At 72.8% G+C, this 24,165-nt stretch carries 18 protein-coding genes and 2 pseudogenes; 7 read left to right on the forward strand and 13 right to left on the reverse strand.

Annotated features, from left to right (window positions below; genetic code table 11):
* Nucleotides 1–64 precede the first annotated feature (64 nt).
* The 8 genes and pseudogenes from murD to rsmH form a co-directional block, all read right to left on the reverse strand.
* On the reverse strand, nucleotides 65–1,492 hold the full coding sequence (murD, locus tag ACQ614_RS10180; protein WP_431678132.1) for a UDP-N-acetylmuramoyl-L-alanine--D-glutamate ligase: 1,428 nt from the start codon (nucleotides 1,490–1,492) through the stop codon (nucleotides 65–67).
* The gene (mraY, locus tag ACQ614_RS10185) at nucleotides 1,489–2,550 is read right to left on the reverse strand and encodes a phospho-N-acetylmuramoyl-pentapeptide-transferase (protein WP_363489409.1); all 1,062 of its coding nucleotides are present in this window, start codon (nucleotides 2,548–2,550) and stop codon (nucleotides 1,489–1,491) included. The genes murD and mraY overlap by 4 nt, the downstream gene beginning before the upstream one ends.
* Entirely contained in the window at nucleotides 2,547–3,950 is a 1,404-nt protein-coding gene (locus tag ACQ614_RS10190; protein ID WP_431678133.1) for a UDP-N-acetylmuramoyl-tripeptide--D-alanyl-D-alanine ligase, read from the reverse strand. Before ACQ614_RS10190 ends, mraY begins: the two co-directional genes overlap by 4 nt.
* On the reverse strand, nucleotides 3,947–5,644 hold the full coding sequence (locus tag ACQ614_RS10195) for a UDP-N-acetylmuramoyl-L-alanyl-D-glutamate--2,6-diaminopimelate ligase (protein ID WP_431683881.1): 1,698 nt from the start codon (nucleotides 5,642–5,644) through the stop codon (nucleotides 3,947–3,949). Before ACQ614_RS10195 ends, ACQ614_RS10190 begins: the two co-directional genes overlap by 4 nt.
* Nucleotides 5,645–5,757: 113 nt before the next feature.
* Nucleotides 5,758–6,915, reverse strand: a pseudogene (locus ACQ614_RS10200) (peptidoglycan D,D-transpeptidase FtsI family protein); the annotation flags it as partial.
* A 575-nt stretch (nucleotides 6,916–7,490) separates the two neighbouring features.
* Nucleotides 7,491–8,369, reverse strand: a pseudogene (locus ACQ614_RS10205) (cell division protein); the annotation flags it as partial.
* Nucleotides 8,366–8,809 (reverse strand): FtsB family cell division protein, encoded by a 444-nt coding sequence (locus ACQ614_RS10210; protein ID WP_431678135.1) that lies wholly within the window; start codon nucleotides 8,807–8,809, stop codon nucleotides 8,366–8,368. The pseudogene ACQ614_RS10205 and the gene ACQ614_RS10210, both read right to left, overlap by 4 nt.
* Nucleotides 8,810–9,011: 202 nt before the next feature.
* A complete protein-coding gene (gene rsmH / locus ACQ614_RS10215) occupies nucleotides 9,012–9,980 on the reverse strand; it encodes a 16S rRNA (cytosine(1402)-N(4))-methyltransferase RsmH (protein WP_363489401.1) in 969 nt (322 codons plus the stop codon).
* A gap of 520 nt (nucleotides 9,981–10,500) precedes the next feature.
* Here rsmH and ACQ614_RS10220 point away from each other — a divergent pair.
* From ACQ614_RS10220 to ACQ614_RS10235, 4 genes are all read left to right on the forward strand, one after another.
* Nucleotides 10,501–11,040, forward strand: coding sequence for a beta-class carbonic anhydrase (locus ACQ614_RS10220; RefSeq protein WP_363489399.1), 540 nt, complete (start codon nucleotides 10,501–10,503; stop codon nucleotides 11,038–11,040).
* A 330-nt stretch (nucleotides 11,041–11,370) separates the two neighbouring features.
* A complete protein-coding gene (locus ACQ614_RS10225; protein ID WP_431678136.1) occupies nucleotides 11,371–12,396 on the forward strand; it encodes an AAA family ATPase in 1,026 nt (341 codons plus the stop codon).
* Nucleotide 12,397: 1 nt separating this feature from the next.
* Complete coding sequence (locus tag ACQ614_RS10230) at nucleotides 12,398–13,741, forward strand: DUF58 domain-containing protein (RefSeq protein ID WP_431678137.1); 1,344 nt, start codon at nucleotides 12,398–12,400, stop codon at nucleotides 13,739–13,741.
* Nucleotides 13,738–16,170: a transglutaminaseTgpA domain-containing protein gene (locus ACQ614_RS10235; protein ID WP_431678138.1), complete on the forward strand. Its 2,433-nt coding sequence runs from the start codon at nucleotides 13,738–13,740 to the stop codon at nucleotides 16,168–16,170. Before ACQ614_RS10230 ends, ACQ614_RS10235 begins: the two co-directional genes overlap by 4 nt.
* Nucleotides 16,171–16,280: 110 nt before the next feature.
* Here ACQ614_RS10235 and ACQ614_RS10240 read toward each other — a convergent pair whose 3' ends face one another.
* The 3 genes from ACQ614_RS10240 to ACQ614_RS10250 form a co-directional block, all read right to left on the reverse strand.
* Entirely contained in the window at nucleotides 16,281–16,664 is a 384-nt protein-coding gene (locus ACQ614_RS10240) for a DUF3040 domain-containing protein (RefSeq protein ID WP_431678139.1), read from the reverse strand.
* 272 nt (nucleotides 16,665–16,936) lie between these two features.
* Nucleotides 16,937–17,689 carry a methyltransferase domain-containing protein gene (locus ACQ614_RS10245; protein WP_363489391.1) on the reverse strand — a complete coding sequence of 251 codons (753 nt, stop codon included), beginning with the start codon at nucleotides 17,687–17,689 and terminating at the stop codon, nucleotides 16,937–16,939.
* 109 nt (nucleotides 17,690–17,798) lie between these two features.
* On the reverse strand, nucleotides 17,799–18,323 hold the full coding sequence (locus ACQ614_RS10250) for an SAV_6107 family HEPN domain-containing protein (protein WP_431678141.1): 525 nt from the start codon (nucleotides 18,321–18,323) through the stop codon (nucleotides 17,799–17,801).
* A 581-nt stretch (nucleotides 18,324–18,904) separates the two neighbouring features.
* Between ACQ614_RS10250 and ACQ614_RS10255 the strand changes: the two genes are divergently transcribed.
* Nucleotides 18,905–19,513: a DUF4126 domain-containing protein gene (locus ACQ614_RS10255; protein WP_431678142.1), complete on the forward strand. Its 609-nt coding sequence runs from the start codon at nucleotides 18,905–18,907 to the stop codon at nucleotides 19,511–19,513.
* Between the two features lie 53 nt (nucleotides 19,514–19,566).
* The gene (locus ACQ614_RS10260; protein ID WP_431678143.1) at nucleotides 19,567–20,952 is read left to right on the forward strand and encodes a phytoene desaturase family protein; all 1,386 of its coding nucleotides are present in this window, start codon (nucleotides 19,567–19,569) and stop codon (nucleotides 20,950–20,952) included.
* 3 nt (nucleotides 20,953–20,955) lie between these two features.
* Here ACQ614_RS10260 and ACQ614_RS10265 read toward each other — a convergent pair whose 3' ends face one another.
* Both ACQ614_RS10265 and metF read right to left on the reverse strand, forming a co-directional pair.
* On the reverse strand, nucleotides 20,956–21,789 hold the full coding sequence (locus ACQ614_RS10265; RefSeq protein WP_431678145.1) for a hypothetical protein: 834 nt from the start codon (nucleotides 21,787–21,789) through the stop codon (nucleotides 20,956–20,958).
* A gap of 83 nt (nucleotides 21,790–21,872) precedes the next feature.
* Nucleotides 21,873–22,787 (reverse strand): methylenetetrahydrofolate reductase [NAD(P)H], encoded by a 915-nt coding sequence (gene metF, locus ACQ614_RS10270; protein WP_431678146.1) that lies wholly within the window; start codon nucleotides 22,785–22,787, stop codon nucleotides 21,873–21,875.
* Between the two features lie 184 nt (nucleotides 22,788–22,971).
* On the opposite strand from metF, the gene ACQ614_RS10275 reads away from it, so the two are divergent.
* The gene (locus ACQ614_RS10275; protein WP_431678147.1) at nucleotides 22,972–24,078 is read left to right on the forward strand and encodes a polyprenyl synthetase family protein; all 1,107 of its coding nucleotides are present in this window, start codon (nucleotides 22,972–22,974) and stop codon (nucleotides 24,076–24,078) included.
* Nucleotides 24,079–24,165 lie beyond the last annotated feature (87 nt).

Below are 24,165 nucleotides of genomic sequence, written 5' to 3' on the forward strand. Positions count from 1 at the left end.
GCTCCCCCTGTCTCTCCGTGGACGGGCCGGGCGGCACCCCTGGTGCCGCCCGGCCGTGCTGCCGCTATTCCATCAGGTCCAGCACCGCGGCGGCGAAGAGGTCGCCGCGTTCGCCGTAGTTGGTGAACATGTCCATCGAGGCGCAGGCGGGCGCCAGCAGGACGGTGTCGCCGGGCTTGGCGAGCGAGGCCGCGGTGCGGACCACCTCGGCCATCGCCACCGCGCCAGTCTGGCCCTCGGCCGCCTCGACCACGGGCACATCCGGGGCGTGTCGCGCCAGCGCCTCCCGGATCAGGGCGCGGTCCTGGCCGATGAGCACGGCGGCCCGCAGCCGGTCGGCGGCGGAGGCGACGAGCTCGTCGAAGGTGGCGCCCTTGGCGAGGCCGCCGGCGATCCAGACGACCGGTTCGTACGCGGCGAGCGAGGCGGCGGCCGCGTGGGTGTTGGTGGCCTTGGAGTCGTCGATGTACGTGACCTCGTCGACCACGGCGACCTGGGCGATCCGGTGCGCGTCGGGGCGGAAGGCGCGCAGGCCGTCGCGGACGGCCTTGGCGTCGACGCCGTAGGCGCGGGCGAGGGCGGCCGCGGCGAGCGCGTTGGCGACGTTGTGCGGGGCGGGCGGCACGATGTCGGAGACGGCGCCGATCTCGGCCGCGTTGTTGGCCCGGTCCTCGACGAAGGCCCGGTCGACGAGCAGGCCGTCGACCACGCCGAAGTTGGACAGGCCCGGGGCGTTCAGGCCGAAGCCGACGGCCCGGCAGCCCTCCTCGACGTCGGCCTCGCGGACCAGCGCCTCGGTGGCCGGGTCGGCCAGGTTGTAGACGCAGGCGACCTTGTTGCCCTCGTAGATGCGGCCCTTGTCGGCGGCGTACGCCTCCATGGAGCCGTGCCAGTCGAGGTGGTCGGGGGCCAGGTTGAGGACGGCCGCCGAGTGCGGGCGCAGCGAGGGCGCCCAGTGCAGCTGGTAGCTGGAGAGCTCGACGGCGAGGACGTCGTAGGGCTCCTCGGCGAGGACCGCGTCCAGCACGGAGACCCCGACGTTGCCGACGGCGGCGGTGCGCTCGCCCGCGGCGGTGAGGATCGAGGCGAGCATCTGGACGGTGGTGGTCTTGCCGTTGGTGCCGGTGACGGCCAGCCAGGGGGCGGGTTCGCCGGTGGCGGGGTGCGGGCGGCGCAGTCGCCAGGCGAGTTCGACGTCGCCCCAGACCGGGACGCCGGCGGCGTCGGCGGCGAGGAACAGCGGGCTGTTCGGCGGCCAGCCGGGCGAGGTGACGACGAGTTCGGTGCCCTCGGGCAGGGTCTCGCCGTCGCCGAGGCGGACGGTGATGCCGGTGAGGTCGGCGGCCTTGGCGCGCAGCGCGGGGCTGTCGCCGCCGTCCACGACGGTGACCTCGGCGCCGAGGTCGCGCAGCACGCGGGCGGCGCTGACGCCGGACAGGCCGAGGCCTGCCACGACGGTCCTCAGGCCGTTCCAGTCGGGGTTCTCCGTCATCCGGCCACCCATCCTGCGTAGAAGAGTCCGAGGCCGACCGCGACGCACAGGCCCTGGATGATCCAGAAGCGGACGACGATCAGCACCTCGCTCCAGCCCTTGAGCTCGAAGTGGTGCTGGAGCGGGGCCATCTTGAAGACGCGCTTGCCGGTCATCCGGAACGAGCCGACCTGGATGATCACCGACAGGGTGATGATGACGAACAGGCCGCCGAGCAGGGCGAGCAGCAGTTCGGTGCGGGAGCAGATGGCGAGGCCGGCGAGGGCGCCGCCGAGGGCGAGCGAGCCGGTGTCGCCCATGAAGATCTTGGCGGGCGAGGTGTTCCACCACAGGAAGCCGAAGCAGGAGCCCATCAGGGCGGAGGCGACGACGGCCAGGTCCAGCGGGTCGCGGACGTCGTAGCAGTTCGCGGTCGCGGTGATCATGTGAGCGCAGGTCTGGCCGTACTGCCAGACGCCGATGAAGACGTAGGCGCCGAAGACCATCACCGAGGCGCCGGTGGCGAGGCCGTCGAGGCCGTCGGTGAGGTTCACGCCGTTCGACATCGCGGCGATCATGAAGTAGGCCCAGATGACGAAGAGCACCGGGCCGATGGACCAGCTGAAGTCCTTGACGAAGGACAGGTGGGTGGAGGCCGGGGTGAGACCGCGGCTGTTGGAGAACTGGAGCGACAGGACGGCGAAGGCGAGGCCGACGAAGGACTGGCCGAGCAGCTTCGCCTTGGCCCGCAGGCCGAGGGAGCGGCGCTTGACGACCTTGATGTAGTCGTCGAGGAAGCCGACCAGGCCCAGACCCGCCGTCAGGAACAGCACCAGCAGGCCGGAGGCCGTGGGTGTTTCGCCCGCTATCGCCTTGGTGGCGAAGTACGCGATCAGCGTCGCCAGGATGAACGCGATGCCGCCCATGGTGGGGGTGCCGCGCTTGCTGTGGTGCGCCTTGGGGCCGTCGTCGCGGATGTACTGGCCGTAGCCGTGCCGCGCGAGCAGCTTGATCAGGGCGGGCGTGCCCAGCAGCGACAGGATCAGACCGATGCCGCCGGAGTAGAGGATCTGCTTCACTGAGCGGCCCCATCGGCGAGCAGGGCCTCGGCGACCTTCTCCAGGCCGGCCGAACGGGACGCCTTCACCAGCACCACGTCCCCAGGCTGCAGCTGACTGCGCAGCAGCTCGATCGCCGCGTCCGCGTCGGACACCAGCACCGACTCCTCACCCCACGAACCTTCGTTCCTCGCGCCGAGTTCCATGCAGGCCGCCTCGCGTCCGCCCACCGCCACCAGCTTGGTGACGTCGAGCCGGACGGCGAGCCGCCCGATGGCGTCGTGCTCGTCGAGGCTGTCCCCGCCGAGCTCCCGCATCTCCCCGAGCACCGCGAACGTGCGGCGGCGCTCCGGACCGCGGCCCGCCATCGACACCAGCGCCCTGAGCGCGGCCCGCATCGAGTCCGGGTTCGCGTTGTAGGCGTCGTTGACGACGGTGACACCATCGGCCCGGTCGACGACCTCCATGCGCCAGCGGGACAGCGCACCCGCCTCGCTGAGCGCTTCGGCGGTGTCGTCGACGGGCATCCCGAGCTCCACCGCCACCGCTGCGGCGGCGAGGGCGTTCGAGACGTGGTGCTCACCGTACAGGCGCAGGTTCACGGGTGCGGAACCGGCTGGGGTGATCAGCGTGAAGGAAGGACGTCCGGTGTCGTCCAGGCGAACATCCGCCGCCCGGACGTGGGCGTCCCGGCTCTCGCCGAACAGCACGACGCGGCCCTTGGTACGGGTCTCCATCGCGCGTACGAGCGGGTCGTCGGCGTTCAGGACGGCGACGCCGTCGGCGCCGAGCGCCTCGACGATCTCGCCCTTGGCCTCGGCGATGCCCTCCTTGGAGCCGAACTCGCCGACGTGGGCGGTGCCGACGTTCAGCACGATCGCGATGCTCGGCGGGGTGATGCCGGTCAGGTACTCGATGTCGCCCTTGTGCCGCGCACCCATCTCCAGCACCAGGTGCCGGGTGGCGGGCTCGACCCGCAGGGCCGTCATCGGGTGCCCGATCTCGTTGTTGAGGTTGCCGGGCGGGTAGACGGTCTCGCCGCGGCGCTGCAGCACCTGCGCGATCAGGTCCTTGGTGCTGGTCTTGCCGGAGGAGCCGGTCAGCGCGACCACGGCGGTGCCGGTGGCGCGCTCCACCACGGCGCGGGCGAGGCGGCCGAGGGCCGCCACCACGTCGTCGACCAGGATCGCCGGCACGCCGACCGGACGGGAGGCCAGCACCGCGACGGCGCCCGCCCCGACCGCCTTCGCGGCGTAGTCGTGCCCGTCCACGTGCTCGCCCACCAAGGCGACGAACAGGCCGCCCGGCTGCACCTGGCGGGAGTCCACCACGACCGACCCGGTCACCACGGCCTGCGGGTCGGCACCGTCGAGCGTGCCGCCCACCGCCGCGGCGGCCTCGGCCAGGGTCAGTGCGATCACGGCTGCTCTCCTTCTGTGTCTGTCGCCCGCTCGCCTCCGGGCGCTCCTGACCCGGCGCCGGCACTCTTCGCTCCGGCGCTCGTGCCTCGCTTGTCGCTCATCGCTTCCACAGAGCCGGTCGGCGGCTCCGCCGCGGGCGGCGCGCCCTTCGGCTCGGGGCGGGTGGTCGCCCGCGTGATGGCCTCGCGGAGTTCGTCCCGGTCGTCGAAGGGGCGGACCTCGCCCTTCGCGTACTGGCCGACCTCGTGGCCCTTCCCGGCCACCAGCACGGTGTCCCCGGCGTGGGCGCGGGCGACGGCCTGCCGGATCGCCTCGGCGCGGTCCGGCACCACCAGCACCTCGCCGCGCTCCTCCTCCGGCACCTCGGCGGCGCCGGCGAGCATCGCGGTGAGGATCGCCAGCGGGTCCTCCGAGCGCGGGTTGTCGCTGGTCAGGACGGCGGTGTCGGCGATCCGGGCGGCGATGGCCCCCATCGGGCCGCGCTTGAAGGGGTCGCGGTCGCCGCCGCAGCCGACGACCACGTGCAGCCGGCCCTTGGTGACCTCGCGCAGCGACTCCAGGACGGCCTGCAGGGCGTCAGGCTTGTGCGCGTAGTCGACCACGGCGACGTACGGCTGCCCGGCGTCGACCCGCTCCAGGCGGCCGGGGACGCCGGTCGAGGCGGCGACGCCGGCGGCCGCGGCGGGCAGCGGCACCCCGGCGGTGACCAGCGCGGTGATCGCGCCGAGCGCGTTGGCGACGTTGAACGGGCCGGGCAGCGGCACCGAGGCGTCCGCGGCGGCGCCGTCCGGGCCGACCACGCGGAAGGTGGAGCCGGCCGGGCCGAGCTGGACGTCGACGGCCCGCCAGTCGGCCTCCGGGTCGCCCTTCGCGGAGAAGGTCGCGACCGGGATCGGCGCCTCGCCGGCCAGCCGGCGGCCGTACGGGTCGTCGAAGTTGGCCACCCCGCGGCGGGCCTTGTCGGTCTGGAAGAGCCGGGCCTTGGCCCGGTAGTAGTCCTCCATGTCCGGGTGGAAGTCGAGGTGCTCGGGGGTGAGGTTGTTGAACAGCGCGACGTCGTACAGCACCCCGTCGACCCGGCCGAAGACCAGGGCGTGGCTGGAGACCTCCATGACCACGGCGGAGGCGCCGCGCTCGCGCATCACCGCGAGGACCGCGTGCAGGTCGGTCGACTCGGGGGTGGTGCGCTCGCTCTTGATCCGCTCGTCGCCGACCCGCATCTCGACGGTGCCGATCACCCCGGGCAGCAGTCCGCCGCCGCGCAGCCCGGCCTCGACCAGGTAGGAGGTGGTGGTCTTGCCGTTGGTGCCGGTCAGGCCGATCATCAGCAGCTGCTCGCTGGGGCGCCCGTACACGGCGGCGGCCAGGTGGCCCATCGCGCCGCGGACGTTGTCGACGACCAGCAGCGGCAGTCCGGCCGGGGCGGCGATTTCGGCGCCGGCCGGGTCGGTCAGGACGGCGACGGCGCCGGCCGCCGCGGCCTGCCCGGCGAAGGCGGCACCGTGGTGGTTGGCACCGGGGAACGCCACGTACACGTCGCCCGGGCGCACCGCGCGGGAGTCGTGGGTGATGCCGGTGGCCTCCGCGCCCTCGACGGGCGCCAGGCCCAGCAGTCGGGCGACCTCGGCGAGCGGCAGCGCCGCCGGGCTGGAGGGGCGGGGCGGGCTCGCGGAGATTTGATCGGGTTTCGGCACGGCGGGCAGGGTATCGGCCGAAGGGCCTCCAGGGCCAAACCGGGCGGGGGTGCCCCCGTCGTTCCGCCCCGCGGAGTGCGGGTGGCTGCTGCGGTGGTCGGGGGCGTCGCTCATCAGGGCTTCCACTCGACGGGCAGGTTCGGCGCCGCACTGCCGCTCGGCGCGACCCGCAGGGTCTTCAGGGCGAACTCCATCACCTGCTTGAACACCGGACCGCAGAGCTGGCCGCCGAAGTGGCCGTTGACCGGGTTCTGGATGACGCAGGAGACCGTCACCCGTGGCTGGTCGGCCGGTGCGAAGCCGATGAAGGAGGCGGTGTAGCCGGAGTACCGGCCGGTCTTCGGGTCGACGCGGTTGGCGGTGCCGGTCTTGCCGGCGACCCGGTAGCCGGGGATGGCCGCCTTGGTGCCGGTGCCCTGCTCGTCGGTGACGACGGACTCCAGCATCTCGGTCAGCGTCTTGGCGGTCGCCTCGCTCACCACCCGGGTCTGTGCGCCGGCCTGGGCCTGGGTGTAGCGGCCGTCGGGGCCGGTGGTGCCCATGACCAGGCTCGGCGCGACCCGCACCCCGCCGTTGGCGATGGTGGAGAACACCGAGGTGGCCTGCAGGGCGTTGACCGACAGGCCCTGCCCGAACGGGATGGTGTACTGCTGCGAGCCCTTCCAGTCCTCCGGCTTGGCGAGGATGCCGCGGGTCTCGCCGGGGAAGCCGAGGCCGCTGGGCTGGCCGATGCCGAACTTCTGCAGGTAGCCGCCGAGCACCTTGTTGGCCTCGGCCTGGTTCTTGCCCAGGTGTTCGGCGGCCTCGATGGTGCCGATGTTGGAGGACTTGGCGAGCACGCCGGCCAGCGTCAGGTACCAGGTCTCGTGGTCGATGTCGTCGTGGAACACCCGGTCGGAGCGCTGCAGCGTGTTCGGCACGGTGACGTGGGTGTCCCAGGTCGCGGTGCCGGTGTCGAGCACGGCGGCCATGGTCATCAGCTTGGCCGTGGAGCCGGGCTCGTAGGCGTCCTGGACGGCGGCGTTGCCGAGCTGCTCGGGCCGGGCGGTGGACAGCTTGTTCGGGTCGAGGCCGGGCGAGGTGGCCATGGCGAGGATGCGGCCGGTCTTCACGTCCTGGACGACGACGTAGCCCTTCTCCGCCCCGGCGTTGGCGACCTGGTCGGTGATGGCCCGCTGGGCGGCCCACTGGATGTCCTTGTCGACGGTGAGCCGCAGGTCGGTGCCGGGCACCGGGGCGTGCTGGCTGCCGCCGGAGCTGGGCACGATCCGGAAAAAAAAAAAAAAAAAAAAAAAAAAAAAAAAAAAAAAAAAAAAAAAAAAAAAAAAAAAAAAAAAAAAAAAAAAAAAAAAAAAAAAAAAAAAAAAAAAAAAAAAAAAAAAAAAAAAAAAAAAAAAAAAAAAAAAAAAAAAAAAAAAAAAAAAAAAAAAAAAAAAAAAAAAAAAAAAAAAAAAAAAAAAAAAAAAAAAAAAAAAAAAAAAAAAAAAAAAAAAAAAAAAAAAAAAAAAAAAAAAAAAAAAAAAAAAAAAAAAAAAAAAAAAAAAAAAAAAAAAAAAAAAAAAAAAAAAAAAAAAAAAAAAAAAAAAAAAAAAAAAAAAAAAAAAAAAAAAAAAAAAAAAAAAAAAAAAAAAAAAAAAAAAAAAAAAAAAAAAAAAAAAAAAAAAAAAAAAAAAAAAAAAAAAAAAAAAAAAAAAAAAAAAAAAAAAAAAAAAAAAAAAAAAAAAAAAAAAAAAAAAAAAAAAAAAAAAAAAAAAAAAAAAAAAAAAAAAAAACCGCCGACCGAGGCGTAGGTGGAGCGCCCGTCGACGCCCGCCAGGTCCTTCTGGAACTGCAGTTCCAGGCCGCCTGTGCCGGTGCCCTCGGCATTGACGAAGCCCACCAGGTTGCCCGCAAGGTCTCCGGCCGGGTAGACCCGCCGCTTGCTCGGCGAGTAGACGACCCCGGCCAGCGTGTTGGCGCAGGCGGTGTCGACCGAGCTGCGGCCGCCCTTGTCGGCGGGCTTGCCGAGCAGCTGGCGCTGCGCCCGGCAGGCCTTGGTGTCGGCCTGCTTGGCCAGGTTGGCGCGCAGGTCGGAGATCCGGTTCTTGGCCTCCGGGGTCTGCCGGGCGGCGAGCAGCGCGTAGCGGCTCTTGGGGTTCTTCGGGTTGAGGTGGAGCAGCCCGGCGATCTTCTCCTTGGGCAGGTCGAGGATCGGCGCGAGCAGGGCGGCGGCCTGCTCGGGCGCGTCCGGGACGTGGGTGGCCTCGGGGGTGAACAGCGTCGGGTCGGCGGTGATGTCGTACGCGTCCACGGTGGTGGCGAGCACGGTGCCGTCGGAGGCCGTTATCGAGCCGCGCTCCGCGGAGAGCACGACCGGGACGTACTGGTTGGCGCCGGCCTCGGCGGCCAGCGCGTGGGAGTCGAGCAGCTGGAGCTGGACGAGCCGGCCGGCGAACACCGTGAAGACCACGACCAGGGCGATGCCGGCGGCCCGCAGCCGGCGGCGCGGGTCGGCGAGGCGGATCATGCGCGGCTGCGGGCGGGCCGCGGGCCGCTGCGGGCGGCGGGCCGCGGGGCGGGCGGCGCGCGGTTCGCTGCCGCGGCGGGGTGTCTGGCGGGCCTGGTCGGCGGAGCGCGGGCGGGGGGCGCGGACGCGGTCGGAGGGGTTGCGGCCGGCCTCGCCGGGCCGCGCGGGGCGGTGCGGTCGGCGGTCGCCGGGGCCGTGCGGCCTGCGGGGGGTGCTCATCGGGCGCCCCCGGTGCGGGTGGCGGTGGCGGCGGGCGGGGCCGGTGCGATCTGTACGCCGTCGTCGGAGGCGGACGGGCCGGGGCTCGGGCTCGTGCCCGCGTTGGGGTCGGCGGGTGCGCCCGAGGAGGGGGCGGCCGCGGAGGCGGTGTCCTCGGGGCGCTTGACCGGCGGGCTGTCCTGGGCCTGGCCGGGCTTGCCGAGCACGGAGCCGTCGTCCTGCAGGAAGGCCGGGCCGCCGCCGGGGACCATGCCCAGTTCGCGGGCGCGGCGGGCGAGGGCGTCCGGGGCGGCGTCCCGGTCGATCTGGGCCTGCAGGCCCTGGCGCTCGTCGGTGAGGTCGGTGGTCTGCTTCTTGAGCCGGGACAGCTCGAAGGAGCCCTCGTTGAGGGCGGTGTTGAGCGCCAGCAGGCCGAGCAGGCCGGCCGAGAGCAGCACCACGATCAGGACGGCGAAGGGGGTCCGTCCGCGGACCGACCGGGATCCGGGCCCGGCGGTGATCCGCCCCCGGCCCGCCTGCCCCGGCAGTGCTCCGCTCCTCCGGGTCCGCCCACCCCGCCCGCCCACGGGCAGCACGGGCCCACCGCCGGCCACCGGCACTGCGCCCTCCCTCTCGCCGTTCCTCGCTCGTTCGCCCACCCGGTCAGCCCCGGGTCGCCCTGATCCTCTCCGCCACGCGCAGCCGGACGGGCGCGGCGCGCCGGTTCTCCTCGATCTCCTCCTCGGTGGCCAGCACCGCCCCGCGGGTGTGCAGCTTCAGCCAGGGCTGGTGCTCCTCGGGTACGAACGGCAGCCCGGGCGGGGCGGTGGAGGTGGCGCCTGCCTGGAAGTACTGCTTCACCAGGCGGTCCTCCAGGGACTGGTAGGACATCACCACGATCCGCCCGCCGACCGCGAGGCGTTCCAGCGCCCCGGGGATGGCCCGGTCGAGCACCTCCAGCTCCCCGTTGACCTCGATCCGCAGGGCCTGAAAGGTGCGCTTGGCCGGGTTGCCGCCGGTGCGCCGGGTCGCCGCCGGGATGGCGTTGCGTACCAACTCCACGAGACGCGCGCTGGTGGTGAACGGTTCCTTCTCCCGTTCGCGGACGATCACCGAGGCGATCTTCCCGGCGAACCGCTCCTCGCCGTACACCTTGAGGATCCGGGCGAGGTCGCCGTGGCTGTAGGTGTTGAGGACCTCGGCGGCGCTCAGGCCGCGGGTCTGGTCCATGCGCATGTCGAGCGGGGCGTCCTGGGCGTAGGCGAAGCCGCGGTCGGCCTCGTCCAGTTGCATGGAGGAGACGCCGAGGTCGAACAGGACGCCCTGGACCTCGCGGATGCCGAGGTCGTCGAGGACGCGCGGGATCTCGTCGTACACGGCGTGCACCAGGGTGGCGCGGTCGCCGAAGGGGGCGAGGCGCTCGGCGGAGAGCTCCAGCGCGACCGGGTCCCGGTCGACGGCGACCAGCCGGGCCTCGGGGAACTGCGTGAGGATCGCCTCGCTGTGGCCGCCGAGGCCGAGCGTGGCGTCCACCACGACCGCGCCGGGGGCGGAGGCCGCCGGGGCCAGTGCGTCCATGCAGCGCTGCAGCATCACCGGGACGTGCCTGGGTGCCGGACTCTCGTTGCTCATTGCGCGGTGGCGCCCTTCCTCGGTGCGGCCGCCCGGGCCCGGACGGCTGGCCCCATTCTCGCCCACCGCCGGGGCGCCTCCCGCAGCCGGTCGCGCACGCAGCCCGCGGTCCCCGCCCGCTCGCTTGGGGAAGGAGTGACCGCCCGGCACCGGGGAAGGTGCGCCAGGTGACACAGGAGCGGGTGGAGGCCGCGGGCTGCGTACGGGTGGCCCCGGCGCCGGCCCGGGGGGCGTCGGCGGGGCGTACGGGCAGTGCTCCACTGCGCCGCCAGACTATCGCCCGGGCCCGGCGAGTCAACGCTCCCCGGCGGCGGACCACCCGGGCGGAGGTACGGCTCCTCGCAGGTGGGGGGCGGCGCACCGGGGCGGGGGCGGCCAGGCGCACCGGCCGGCCCCGCGCCGGGCAAAACGGGAGCAAGTCCGCAATCCCTCCCGGGCCCGGGCGCGGCGGGCTATGGACTCGATCACAGCACCGGGCCGCCCGCACCATGGCACTGGAATTCGGATTACCTTCGTCACCATGACAGTGACCCCCGACCGTTCCGCGCCGGACGCCGCTGCCGGCACCGTTTCCGGGATCATCGACCGCTTCGTGGACTCGAACCGCACCTACGCGGTGGACTTCCGCGACGGCGGCATGGACGCCCGCCCCGTGCAGAAGGTCGCCGTGGTGGCGTGCATGGACGCCCGCCTCGACCTGTTCGCCGCGCTCGGCCTCGAACTCGGCGACGCCCACATCATCCGCAACGCGGGCGGTGTCGTCACCGACGACACGATCCGCTCGCTCACCATCAGCCAGCGTGCCCTGGGCACCCGCTCGGTGGTGCTGATCCACCACACCGGCTGCGGTCTGCTCGGCCTGACCGAGGACTTCCGCCGCGAGCTGGAGCTGGAGGTCGGCCAGCGCCCGCAGTGGGCGGTGGAGGCCTTCGTGGACCTGGACGGCGACGTCCGCCAGTCGATGGAGCGCGTGCGCACCTCGCCGTTCCTGCCGAACAAGGACGACATCCGCGGCTTCGTGTTCGACGTCCACACCGGTCTGCTCCGCGAGATCGTCTGAGACCTCCGAGTCCGCGTTCGCCCCGGCCGGGGCGAACGGCCGCCACCGACCCGGCCAGCGCCGTCCGGGTCCCACCTCGCCCCCGGGCGGCCGGTGTCGTGCCGGGACGAACCGGGACACTGCACGCGTGTCGCCCGTGCGAGTGACTTCAGGCCGCCCGACAGGGAAGAATGCCGGTGCAGGCCCGGCCCCGTTCCACCTGGGGCGGCCTTGCCGCACGCCCACCGCCCGTGCCACTCCCTCGACGGAACCGCACGCCCGCCCGGGCGGCGCCATCTTGGTGGGCCGGCGTCCACCGCCGGCACAAGCGGTCCACATGGGAGCAAACGGGTGACGACCTACAACACGCAGGACACGGCGGGTGCGACCCGCTCCGACGGCTTCGCGGCGCGCAGGCCCGCAGGCCTGGGTGAGCTGAACGCGGTGGCCGAGCGGATCCGCGCGTCGGTGGAGAGCGTCATCGAGGGCAAGCCCGAGGCCGTCCGGATCGCCCTGACCGTGCTGCTGGCCGAGGGCCACCTGCTGCTGGAGGACGTGCCCGGCGTCGGCAAGACCATGCTCGCCAAGGCGCTGGCCCGGTCGGTGGACTGCACGGTGCGCCGCATCCAGTTCACCCCGGACCTGCTGCCCTCCGACGTGACCGGCACCAACGTCTTCGACCAGCACCAGCGGGACTTCGAGTTCCGGCCGGGCGCGATCTTCGCGCAGATCGTGGTCGGCGACGAGATCAACCGCGCCTCGCCGAAGACCCAGTCGGCGCTCCTGGAGTCGATGGAGGAGCGCCAGGTCACCATCGACGGCACCAGCTACGAGCTGCCCTCGCCGTTCATGGTGGTGGCGACCCAGAACCCGGTCGAGATGGAGGGCACCTACCCGCTGCCCGAGGCGCAGCGCGACCGCTTCATGGCCCGGGTGTCGATCGGCTACCCCAGCCCGGACGCCGAGTTCGCCATGCTCGACGTGCACGCCGGCGCCAACCCGCTGGACGACCTGCAGCCGGTCGCGCACGCCCACGACATCCTCAAGCTGATCGAGCTGGTCCGCACGGTGCACGTGGCGGACGCGGTCCGCCGCTACGCGGTCGACCTGGTCGCCGCCACCCGCAACCACCCGGAGCTGCGGCTCGGCGCCTCGCCGCGGGCCACCCTGCACCTGGTGCGCGCGGCCCGCGCCTCGGCCGCCCTGGACGGGCGCGACTACGTGGTGCCGGACGACATCCAGGCGCTGGCCGTCCCGGTGCTGGCGCACCGCCTGCTGCCGACCGCGGAGAGCCGGCTCAGCCGCCGCACCTCCGAGCAGGTCGTGCTCGACCTGGTCGCCAGGATGCCGATCCCCCGTCCTCAGGGGCGCGGCTGACGTGGCCGCCGGCGAGAACCCTCCGCCGCCGGCCGGGCAGACCCCGCACGGCCTGCGGTCGGGGCTGCACGGCCTGACCACCCGGGGGCGTTCGTTCCTCGCCGCCGGGATCACCGCCTCGCTGTGCGCGTACGTCTTCGGACAGGACGCGCTGCTGCGGGTCGGGGTGCTGCTGGCGGCGCTGCCGCTGGCGGCGGCCCTGGTGCTGCTGCGCACCCGCTACCGGGTGGCGGGCGGCCGGCGGCTCACCCCGCACCGGACCCCGGCCGGCCACGAGGCCCGGGTGCACCTGCGGCTGGACAACGTCTCCCGGGTGCCCACCGGCGTGCTGCTGCTGGAGGACAAGGTCCCGTACATGCTGGGCCCGCGGCCGCGGTTCGTGCTGGACCGGGTGGAGCCGCACGGGTACCGCGAGGTCTCCTACCGGGTCCGCTCCGACCTGCGCGGCCGCTACCCGCTGGGGCCGCTGCAGCTGCGGCTGGCCGACCCGTTCGGGATGTGCGAGCTGACCCGCTCCTTCAACGCCTCCGACACGCTCACCGTGGTGCCGCAGGTGCAGCAGCTGCCGCCGGTGCGGCTGCCGGGCGAGCGGGCCGGGCACGGCGACACCAACGCCAGGGCGCTGGCCCTGGCCGGTGACGACGACGTGATCCCGCGCGAGTACCGGCACGGCGACGACCTGCGCCGGGTGCACTGGAAGTCCACCGCGCGCTACGGCGAGCTGATGGTCCGCCGCGAGGAGCAGCCGCTGCAGGCGCACGCCGCGGTGCTGCTGGACACCCGGGAGATCGCGCACCGCGGCAGCGGTCCCGGCTCCTCCTTCGAGTGGGCGGTGACCTGCGCCGCGTCCGTCGGCATCCACCTGATCGAACGCGGCTACCGGACGCGCCTGGTCACCGACACCGGCCGCTGCGTGCCCTCCTCGGGCAGTTCCTCGCCGACCACCGCGGTCGAGGCGAGCGGGCTGCTGCTGGACGAGCTGGCCGTCGTCGAGCACTCCGACGGCGGCGGGCTGGCCCGCGCCGAGGAGGTGCTGCGCAGCGGCGAGGGCCTGCTGGTGGCGATCGTCGGCAGTCTCGACGAGGAACAGCTGGAGCGGCTGTGCTCGCTGCGCCGCCGGGCGGCCGGCGCGGTGGTGTTCCTGCTCGACACCGCCACCTGGGCGGGTCTGCGGCACCTGCTGCCGGACACCGCCGACAGCACGTTCGAGGAGCAGCAGAAGCTGCTCGGCCGGGCCGGCTGGACGGTGGTGCCGGTGAAGGCAGGAGCCTCGCTGCCCGAGCTGTGGCGTACGGCCGACCGCACCGAGCAGTCGGGCCCCTACCGAGACGAGGTCGGCGCGTGACCACCCGGGCCAGGTTGACGATCTGCGCGGCAACGGCGACCGCGCTCACCGCGATGTGCCTGCTGCCGCTGCTCACCACGCACGGGTGGGCCGGGCACGCACTCCTGATGATCATGGTGGCGGCCGGCGCGGGCTCCGGGCTGCGCCGCCTGGCGGTGGCGGGCTGGGCGGTCACGCCGGTGCAGCTGCTGGTCGTGCTGTACGTCCTGATGCTCACCTCGGTGCGCAGCTCGATGGCCTGGGGCTTGCTGCCGGGCGGCCGGGCGCTGGACGCGCTGGGCGGCCGTCTGGGCCAGGCCGGGACCGACCTCGCCCAGTACTCGGTGCCCGCCCCGGACACGCCGGGGCTGCGGCTGGTGCTGGTCGGCTCGGTCGCGCTGATCGCGGTGCTGGTGGACGCCCTCGCGGTGACCCACCGGCGGGCGGCGGCGGCCGGTCTGCCGCTGCTGGCGCTGTACTCGGTGGGCTGCGGCCTGTCGGGCCTGGGGTCCGGGGCGTGGATCTGGTTCCTCCCGGCGGCCGGCGGCTATCTGCTGCTGCTGCGCGCCGAGGGCCAGGACCGGCTGTCGCGCTGGGGCCGGGTGTTCAGCGGCACCGGCAAGGCCACCAACTCGCCGCCGGTGCACAGCGGGCACCGGGTGGGCGTGGCGGCGCTGGTGCTGGCGCTCGCGGTGCCGGCGTTCCTGCCGCAGGCCGGGCTCGGGCTGGTGGGCGGTCTGGCCGGCAGCGGCGGCTCCGGCTCCGGCATCGGCAGGAGCGGGCAGGTGACCTCGCTCAACCCGGTGGTGGCGCTCACCGAGAGCCTGCACCGGACGGACCCGGTGCCGCTGCTGCAGTACCGCACCAACGCCAGCACGGTCGGCGAGATGTACCTGCGGATCGGCGCGCTGGACGAGTTCAACGGCGTGGACTGGCGGTTCTCGCAGCAGAAGCTGCAGCAGCGCCCGGACCCGCTGCCGAAGCTCGAGGGGCTCTCGTCCGCGGTCGCGATCTCGCAGGCCGAGACCGACGTGTCGATCTCGGAGAACCTGCGCACCGACTGGCTGCCGATGCCGTACCCGGCGTCCCGGGTGTCGGTGCCGGGCTCCTGGCGGTACGAGCCGGAGACCCGCGCCCTGGTGGGTGCGGACGGGCAGAAGACCGACGGCGTGAAGTACTCGGTGAGCAGCCTGCAGGTGGAGGCCACCGCCGAGCAGCTGCGCTCGGCCGGTCCGGTGCCGGCCGACCTGCCGGCCAAGTACCTGCAGCTGCCGCAGACGCTGCCGGCCGAGGTGTCGAGGACGGCCCGGACGGTCACGGCGGGCAAGGACACCTCCTTCGACCGGGCGGTGGCCCTGCAGGAGTGGTTCACCTCCTCGGAGTTCCACTACGACACGGACATCGAGGCGGGCACCGGCAACACCGCGATCCTGAAGTTCCTGCAGGACCGCCGGGGCTTCTGCGTGCACTTCGCGTCGACCATGGCGGCGATGGCCCGCTCGCTGGGCATCCCGGCGCGGGTGGCGATCGGCTTCACGCCGGGCAGCTCCAACGACGGCAAGGTGTACGTCGTGCGGTCGACGAACTACCACGCGTGGCCGGAGCTGTACTTCGCCGGCACCGGCTGGGTGCGCTTCGAGCCGACCCCGTCGGCCGGCCAGGGCGCGGTCGTGCCGAGCTACACCCGCGAGCAGGCGGAGCCCTCCCCCGGCGCGACCACCGCGCAGCCCGGCGACGTGCCGAGCGACGCGGCCTCGGCGGCACCGGGTGCGACGAACAGCTGCGGCGGGGGGCACCGCATCGAGGACTGCGGGGACCAGCAGACCGCGGCCGACCAGGCCGTCGGCAACGAGCCCTGGTGGCAGTCCTGGCGGGCGCTGGCGACGTTCTCGGCGGTCGGTCTCGCGCTGCTGCTGCTGGCCGTGCCGGCGCTCTGGCGGGCACGGCTGCGGCGGCGCCGGCTGGGCTCCGGGCGGCACCTGCCGGGTTCCGACCGGATCAGGCTCACCGACGAGCAGGTCCTCGCGGCCTGGCAGGAGCTGGTCGACTCGGCCTGGGACCTCGGCATCCCGCCGGACGACGCCAGCACGCCGCGCCGCACGGTGGCGCGGATCGCCGAGATCGGCTCGCTGGACCCGGACGCGCGGGCGGCGGCCGGCCGGGTGGCCCTGGCCACCGAGCAGGTGCTGTACGCCCGGGAGACGGGCCCGCTGTCGCCGCTCGGGGCGGACGTCCGGGCGACCCGGGAGGCGCTGAGCGCCTCGGTCGGCCGCTACGGGCGGGCCCGGGCGGTGCTGCTGCCGCCGTCCACGGCACGGCTGTGGTGGCGGGCCACCGAGCGGGTGTCGGCCGCCCGGGAGGCCGTGGGCGAGCGCTGGGACCGGCTGGCGCAGCCCGTCCGCCGGGCCGTCCGCAAGGCGCTGCGCCGGCCGCCCGCGGACGGCGGGTAGCCGCGCGGGGCCGCCGGGAAGGCGAACCGCCGGGGGCGGGCAGTTCGGTGAACTGCCCGCCCCCGGCGGTTGTGTCTGCTGCTGTTGTGTCGGCTCGGTCTGCTCGGGTCCTAGAGGCCGTCGTGCTCGTCGCGACGGCGTTGCCAGCGCTGTTCCATCCGGTCCATCACGTTCGCCTTGCGGCGGGGAGCGGGGGATGCCTTGGCGGCCGATCCGTGCCCGAGGGCACCGCGCCGCCAACCGGTCACGGCAAGGACAGCGCAGCCAAGCATCACCAGGAAACCGATCACGCTCACCCAGATCAGCTGGGCGACCATGCCTCCCATGAGGAGGCCTATGCCGGCCACGAACCCTGCGGCGGCCAGGTAGACCCTCCGACGGGTGTAGGTGCGCAGCCCGGTTCCCTCAAGCGCTGACGCGAATTTGGGATCTTCGGCGTACAGCGCTCGCTCCATCTGCTCGAGCAGTCGCTGCTCGTGCTCCGAGAGCGGCACGGAGTCCTCCTACTCGTCGGTCGCGGGGCGACCGGTCCGCCACCCCTGGGCCTGATCCTGTGTGGTCCATATGCCCCAGGCGTTCGGGTGTCATGCTTTCCGGCTTTACCCAGATCATACGGTCCGCAGGCGCTGTTCGGGGTGGTGGTGGACACGTGCCATCGGCCACTTCGGTGCGGTCCTGCACCGGTGCAACGCCGCGGCGGGCGCACAAGTGCCCGGGAGGTCGGAATCGGTGCAGTCCAGGGCCGCCGCTGCGGCCCAGGGCCGGATCAGACCAGAGCGGCGAGCAGGTGCAGCTGGGTGGCGACGGCGTGGAAGGCGGGCTGCTCGGCGGCGGCCTGCTCCAGCTTCAGCAGGGCGTCCATGGCGCCGGGCTCGGTGTCGACGAGCACGCCGGGAACGAGGTCGGCGAAGACCCGTACGCCGTGCACGGAGCGCACCTGGAGGCCGGCCGCGGCGGCCAGGGCGGCGAGCTCGTCGCCGGTGAAGCGGCGCGGCATGGGGTCGCCGGTGCCCCAGCGGCCGTCCTCGGCGTCGAGCACGGTGCGGGCCTCGGCGAAGTGGCCGGCCAGGGCGCGGGCGAGCACCGCGCCGTTGCGGTTGGCGGCGAGCAGGCTGACCAGGCCGCCCTTGCGGAGCGTCCCGGTGAGGTTGCCGAGCGCCTCGGCGGGGTCGTCGACGACCTCCAGCACGCCGTGGCAGAGCACCACGTCGGCGGAGCCGCCCTCGACGACCTCGGGCAGGGTCTGGGTGTCGCCCTGGACCGCGCGGACGAGGTCGGTGACACCGGCCTCGGCGGCGCGGCGCTCCAGGGCGAACAGGGCGTCGGGGCTGGGGTCGACCACGGTGACGCGGTGGCCGAGCCGGGCGACGGGCACGGCGAAGTTGCCGGTGCCGCCGCCCGTGTCGAGGACGTCCAGCACCGGCCGGTCGAGCTCCGCCGCGCGCTGCTCCAGGGCTGCGCACAGCACCTCCCAGACCACAGCGGTACGCAGGGCACTGCGGGGACGCGTCGGGTACACGGCGGGGCTCCTCGGTACTGGGGTGGATCACCGAACGCCACCACCATAGGCCCTGCACAGCCCGCCGACGGCGCCCTCGGCCCGCGCTGCCGGGCGGGGCGGCGGCCGGTCAGTCCCCGCCGAGCGGTAAGGGCTGCTGGGGGAGGGACGGGTGGAGGCCGAGCAGGCGCTCCACGATGCGCAGGTACAGGCCGGTGTTCCGGATCAGGTCGTCGGCGTCCCGGGCGCCGGCGGCGCTGCGGATGCCCGCCTCGGCCGCCGCCCGGCGGCTTGCGCCGGCGGCGAAGTAGGAGGCCCACTCGGCGAGTTCGGGGGCGACCTGGGGCAGCAGCTCCCAGGCGCTGCGGATCGCCTGCCGGCGGCGCGGGTTGCGGTCGGGGCGGCCGCGGACGGCCAGCACCGCCGCGGTGGTGCGCAGTGCGGCCAGGTGCGCGGTGGCGTAGCGCTCCAGCGGGTCCGGCATGCTGCGGGCGGCGGTCAGGGTGCGGTGGGCCTGGCGGAGCAGGTCGAGGGCGGCGGGCGGGGCGGCGGCGCGGCGCACCACCGGGTGCACGTCGGCGGCGCGGTTGCGGTCCACGGGCAGGGTGTCGGCGACAGGGTGGCGGGTGACGCGCTCGGGGCGGCTGATGGTCATGGTCTCCCCCGGTCCGATGCGGGTGCCCGGGCCGGACGGCCCGCGCCCCTCCAGCGTGGCAACCGCCACTGACAATCCCGGGTGCGAACGGTCCTGCGGTGCGGCCGGACGGGAACACGGCGGGGGCGGCAGGCCGCGGCCGGAGCGGCTCCCCCTGTGCCGCCCGGCCGGGCGCTGCCGCCCCGCACGTCTGCCGGAGGCCGTTCCCCCGGCCCCCGGTCCTCCCCCGGCCGGGCCGCCCCCCGGACCGCGCTCCGCCGCCCCGTGTCGGCGGTGCGCGGCCCCGATCGGCCCGTACGCACGACCGGGCCTGGCCCGCCGGTCCCCCACTGGCGGCGGTCGGCCCCGGTCGTTCCCGGACGGTGCCTCGCAGCGGCTCCGCCCGGTACCCACCACTCTGTCGTCCCCGCAGGTCACCGACCATCCGTCGGCGTACTCATTCGCGGATCTGAGTATCCGTACTCAGATCGCCGGCGACCGTGGCCGCGGGAACCGGCGGAGCGGCCGCTGCGTCCTTGGACCACCGGTACGGTACGTCCCGACCGCCCGGGTGTCGGGCGGCCTGCCGGAGGGGAGCAGAGTTGAGCATCATCCCGTTGATCTTCACCAGCGGCTGGGCGAGCGGTGTCAACGCCTATGCCGTGGTGCTGTTGCTCGGCCTGTTCGGCCGGTTCGGCGGCGCCGAGTCGGTGCCGCCCGCGCTGGAGCGCACGGACGTGCTGATCGCCGCCGGGGTGCTGTTCCTCTGCGAGGCGGTGGCCGACAAGATCCCGTACGTGGACTCGGTGTGGGACGCGGTGCACACCGTGATCCGCCCGGCCGCGGGCACGGTGGTCGGCGCGCTGCTGGCGAGCAACGACCCGGGCTCGCTGAGCGAGATCGCGGCGGGCGCACTCGGCGGTACCACGGCGCTGGTCAGCCACGGCATCAAGGCATCGCTGCGGATGGCCGTCAACACCTCCCCGGAGCCCGCCTCCAACATCGTGGTCAGCGTGCTGGAGGACCTCTCGGTGGCCGGCCTGGTCACCCTGGCGATCTTCCACCCGTGGGTGGCGGCCTCCGGCGCCGCAGTGCTGCTGGTGCTCGGCGTGCTGCTGGTCTGGTTCGCGGTCTCCCGCATCCGCCGCTTCCTGCAGCGCCGCCGCGAGCGCAAGGCCGCCCGTGCAGCGGCCGTCCAGCCGCAGTACTGACAAGGCAACCCGCAGGGGCGCCTGCTGAAGGCTCGCCCGTAGACTCGGCGCTCATGGCACGGATCGTCATCATCGGCGCAGGTATGGCCGGGCTCGCCGCAGCATCCAGGCTCGGGACCCTCGGGCACCGGGTGACGGTCTGCGAGGCCGCGCAGACGTACGGCGGCATGGTCGGCCGGTACGAGCGGGACGGCTTCGCCTTCGACACCGGGCCGGGCCTGCTCAACCTGCCGGCGGTCTACCGCGACCTGGCGCTGAAGACCGGCCGGGAGCCGCTGGAGGAGCTGGTCGACCTCGTCCCGGTGGACCCGGAGAGCCGGCACCTCTTCCCCGACGGCACCGAGTTGGTGCTGCCCAACGCCTCCCGCGGCGGCGTCGCCAAGGCCCTGGACGAGGCCTTCGGCGCCGGCTCGGGCGACCGCTGGGGCGAGGTGATGAACCGCGGCCGCGCGGTCTGGGAGGCCACCCGCCGCCCGCTGATGGAGGAGCCGCTGCCCGAGGGCCGGCTCGCCGACCCGTACCCGCGGCCGCCGCGGCGCGGCCCCGCCAAGTGGCTGCCGCGCGGCTCGTACAGCCTCGCCGACGTGGCCCGGCGCGAGCTCGGCGGCCACCCCGGGCTGACGGCGCTGCTCACCGAGTACGCCACCCGCTTCGGCCTCGACCCCGACGCCCCGGCGGGGGCGACCGTGCTGCCGTACATGGAGCAGTCCTTCGGCGTCTGGTACGTCCGCGGCGGCATCCGGGCGCTGGCCGACGCGGTGTTCCGCCGCTGCGAGCAGCGCCGGGTGGAGTTCCGCTTCGGCATCCGGGTGGCCGAGGTGCTGACCGAGGACGGCCGGGCCTGCGGGGTGCTGACCGCCGACGGCGAGCGGATCGAGGCCGACCTGGTGCTCTCCTCCTCCGCCGACCCGGGCCTCGGGTGGGAGAAGCCGGGCAGCGGGCTCGGCCGGGTGACGGTGCTGCTGGCGCTGCGCGGCGGACGGCCCGAGGGCACCGTGCACCGCACGGTGGTGCACGCCGCGGGCGCGAGCTGGGAGACGGAGGCGCTGATCCACGGGGAGAGCGTCCCCGAGGGCCCGACCGTGCAGGTGCTGCGGCCGGACGACCCGGCCCTGGTGCCGGACGCCGGGCACGAGGCGGTCACCCTCACCGTCACCTGCGGGGTACGGGAGGGCGACGACCTGGACGCCTACGCCGGCCATCTGCTGGACCACCTCGCCAAGTCCGGGCTGGACCTGCGGGAACGGGTGCTGTGGCGGGAGGTGCGGTCCACCCCGTGGGTGCCCGTGCCCTCACTGGCGGGCGGCACCCTCAACCCGCCGAACGGGACCGGCGTCCCGGGCCTGTACCGGATCGGCGGCGGCGCCCACCCCGGCGGCGGGCTCGCCCGGGTCGGCATGTCCGCCTCGATCACCGCCGGGCTGATCGGCCCGGCCTGACGCTCAGCCCTGCTGCTGGTAGTCCCAGGTCTGCTGCTGGTAGTGGCCCTGCTGCTGCGGGACGACCGGCTGCTGTTGCTGCTGCTGGTACTCCCAGCCCTGCTGGTAGTAGTAGCCCTGCTGCTGGGCCTGCTGCGCCTGCTGGGCGGCGAACTGCTGCGCGGCGTACGGGTCCTGCTGGTACTGGGCGTAGGCGGCCTGCTGGGCGTACGGGTCCTGCTGCTGGTACTGGGCATGGGCGGCCTGCTGCTGCGCCGCCCACTGCTGGTCCCAGCCGTAGCCGTAGCCGGCCTGCTGCTGGCCGTACGCGTCCTGGTAGACGGGCTGCTGCGGGACGGCCTGCTGGGTCCAGGCCTGCTGCTCCTGCTGGTGGTACGCCTGCTGCTCGGCGTACACGCCGTCGTCGGCGATCTCCTCGACCCCGGCGTACGCGGCGCCCGGCAGATCGGGCTCGACCGGGCCGACCTCGCCGACGGTCGGCGGCTCGGGCACGGCGACCGCCGCGGCACCGGCCGCACCGCCGGTGGCGGCGCTGAGCAGCGGGACGCGGGCCAGCGGGCCGGGCAGCGTCCCGTCCGACCGGCGCAGCGACCAGCCGGCGACGAAACCGCGCTTCACCGAGGTGGTGACGAAGAACTGGCCGGCCGCGAAGGCGGCCGCGCCCGCGCCGATGACCAGCACCGACTGCAGCCGCATGCCGGAGACCACGGTGAGGAAGCCGGCCAGGGCGACACCGCGCCACACCACCGGGGCACGGTTCTGCAGCAGCAGCTCGGCGATCAGCCAGAGTGCGACGACCGCGAGGGCGGCGTACAGCAGCAGGTATCCGATGCCCATCCGCTACCTCCAGTCGTGCCCGGCCGTGCGGGCGACTGTACAGGCTCCGGGCGAACACCACCGCATCCGCGACGGCCCCGGATTCAGCGCTGGTGCAGGCCCAGGTTCTGGTAGATCTCCAGGGTCGAGGTGGAGTGGTTGAGGGTGATGAAGTGCAGGCCCGGAGCGCCCTCGGCGAGCAGCCGCTCGGACATCGCCGTGGCGTGCTCGATGCCCACCGCCCGCACCGCCTCCGGGTCGTCCGCGACGGCCAGGAAGCGGGCCTTCAGCTCCTCGGGGAAGTCCGAGCCGGACAGCTGCGGGAAGCGCTCCAGCTGCCGGATGTTGGTGACCGGCATGATCTCCGGGATGATCGGCGTCACGCAGCCGACCTCGGCGACCCGGTCGCGCAGCCGCAGGTAGTCCTCCACCTCGAAGAACATCTGCGTGATCGCGTAGTCGGCGCCGGCCCGGCACTTGGCGACGAAGTGCCGGATGTCGTCGTCCCAGTTCTCCGAGCGCGGGTGCATCTGCGGGAAGGCGGCCACGCCCACGCAGAAGTCGCCGATGCCCTTGATCAGCTCGACCAGCTCGTAGGCGTAGGTGACGCCGTCGGGGTGGCGGACCCACGCGCCCATCGGGTCGCCGGGCGGGTCGCCGCGCACGGCGAGGACGTTGCGCACGCCCGCGTCGGCGTACTGGCCGATGATGTTGCGCAGCTCGGCCACGGAGTGGTCGACGGCGGTCAGGTGCGCGACCGGCGTCAGCGTGGTCTCGGTGGCGATCCGGCCGACCATGTTGACCGTCCGGCCGCGCGAGGAGCCCCCGGCGCCGTAGGTCATGCAGACGAAGTTGGGGTCGAGCGCCTCGACGCGACGGATCGCATCCCACAGGCGGCGCTCGGCGGCCTCGTTGCGCGGCGGCATGAACTCGAACGAGAACGACCGGTCGCCGGCTGCCAGCAGGTCCCGGACGGTCTGCGCGCGGTCGGTCCGGGTGGAGGGGATGCCGAGTGCCATGCTGGCAGGCTATCGGTCCGCCGCGGAGCGTGACCAAACGCAGTCCACTGAATGAGACGTGCACGTGGGACACGGGGTGACGCAGGTCATGCGGACGCAGTAGCGACGGCGTCCTGCGCACCGATTCGGAGGCCCCACCGCCGCCGGATAGGCTGATTGTCAGCCCAGCAATCCGGAGTACACCGTGCCCTCCCCCACCAGCCTGCCGGCCAACCCGATCGACCGGGAGGCCGTGCGCGAGCGCGTCAACCACGCCCTCGCCGCATTCATGGACGGCCGGAGCGCCCTGCTCGCCGGCATCTCCCCCCAGCTCGGGCCGGTCTCCGAAGCACTGCGCGACTTCCTCCTCGACGGCGGCAAGCGGCTGCGCCCCGCCTTCTGCTACTGGGGCTGGCGCGGAGCCGGCGGCCCCGCCGGCCACCCCGGCATCGCCAACGCAGCCGCCGCCCTCGAACTCCTCCAGGCCAGCGCCCTCGTCCACGACGACCTGATGGACCGCAGCGACACCCGCCGCGGGCTGCCCTCCGTGCACCGCCGCTTCGAGGCCCTGCACCGCGAGCACGGCTGGCGCGGCGACCGCGAGCAGTACGGCGCCAGCGCGGCCGTGCTCCTCGGCGACCTGCTGCTCATCTGGTGCGACGAACTCTTCCAGTCCTCCGGGCTGCCCGACGAGGCCGTCCGCGCCGCCAAGCCCGTCTTCGACCTCATGCGGACCGAAGTGATGGTCGGCCAGTACCTCGACGTCCTGGAACCCGTCGCCGGCGACTCCGCCGACGACGGCGCCCTCGACCGGGCGCAGACCGTCCTCCACTACAAGTCCGCGAAGTACACCATCGAACGGCCGCTGCAGACCGGCGCCCTGCTCGCCGGCGCCGGGCCGGAACTCGTCGAGGCCTACAGTGCGTTCGGGCTGCCGCTCGGCGAGGCCTTCCAGCTCCGCGACGACCTCCTCGGCGTCTTCGGCGACCCCGCCGTCACCGGCAAGCCCGCCGGGGACGACCTCCGCGAGGGCAAGCGCACCCTCCTCGTCGCCCACGCCATGCGGGGCCTCTCCCCCGCGGACGCCCGGCACCTCGACGAACGCCTCGGCGCGGCCGACCTGGTCCCCGAGGAGATCCCCGTCCTGCGGGCGCTGGTGGAGCGCAGCGGAGCCGCCGACCGCGTCGAAGCGCGCATCGACGAACTCGTCCACCAGTCCCTCACCGCCCTCGACGCCGCCCCCCTCGCCGACGGCCCCGCCCGCCCCACCCTCCTCGCCCTCGCCGAAGCCGCCACCGTCCGCAAGCACTGACCCCGGGCGGCCCCGGGAACGGCAAACCGCAAAAGGGGCGCGTGGGGGCACCTCCCGGCCGAAGGCTGGGAGGTGCCCCCACGCGCC

The organism is Kitasatospora dryopteridis (genome assembly GCF_050749075.1).
In the GTDB taxonomy this organism is placed as follows: Bacteria; Actinomycetota; Actinomycetes; order Streptomycetales; family Streptomycetaceae; genus Kitasatospora.

What these genes read in the sequence shown, in the direction of transcription:
- ACQ614_RS10265 (WP_431678145.1), bottom strand. Translation starts at nt 21,789, where the DNA reads ATGGGCATCGGATACCTGCTGCTGTACGCCGCCCTCGCGGTCGTCGCA.
- murD (WP_431678132.1), bottom strand. Translation starts at nt 1,492, where the DNA reads ATGACGGAGAACCCCGACTGGAACGGCCTGAGGACCGTCGTGGCAGGC.
- metF (WP_431678146.1), bottom strand. Translation starts at nt 22,787, where the DNA reads ATGGCACTCGGCATCCCCTCCACCCGGACCGACCGCGCGCAGACCGTC.
- rsmH (WP_363489401.1), bottom strand. Translation starts at nt 9,980, where the DNA reads ATGAGCAACGAGAGTCCGGCACCCAGGCACGTCCCGGTGATGCTGCAG.
- ACQ614_RS10260 (WP_431678143.1), top strand. Translation starts at nt 19,567, where the DNA reads ATGGCACGGATCGTCATCATCGGCGCAGGTATGGCCGGGCTCGCCGCA.
- ACQ614_RS10250 (WP_431678141.1), bottom strand. Translation starts at nt 18,323, where the DNA reads ATGACCATCAGCCGCCCCGAGCGCGTCACCCGCCACCCTGTCGCCGAC.
- ACQ614_RS10220 (WP_363489399.1), top strand. Translation starts at nt 10,501, where the DNA reads ATGACAGTGACCCCCGACCGTTCCGCGCCGGACGCCGCTGCCGGCACC.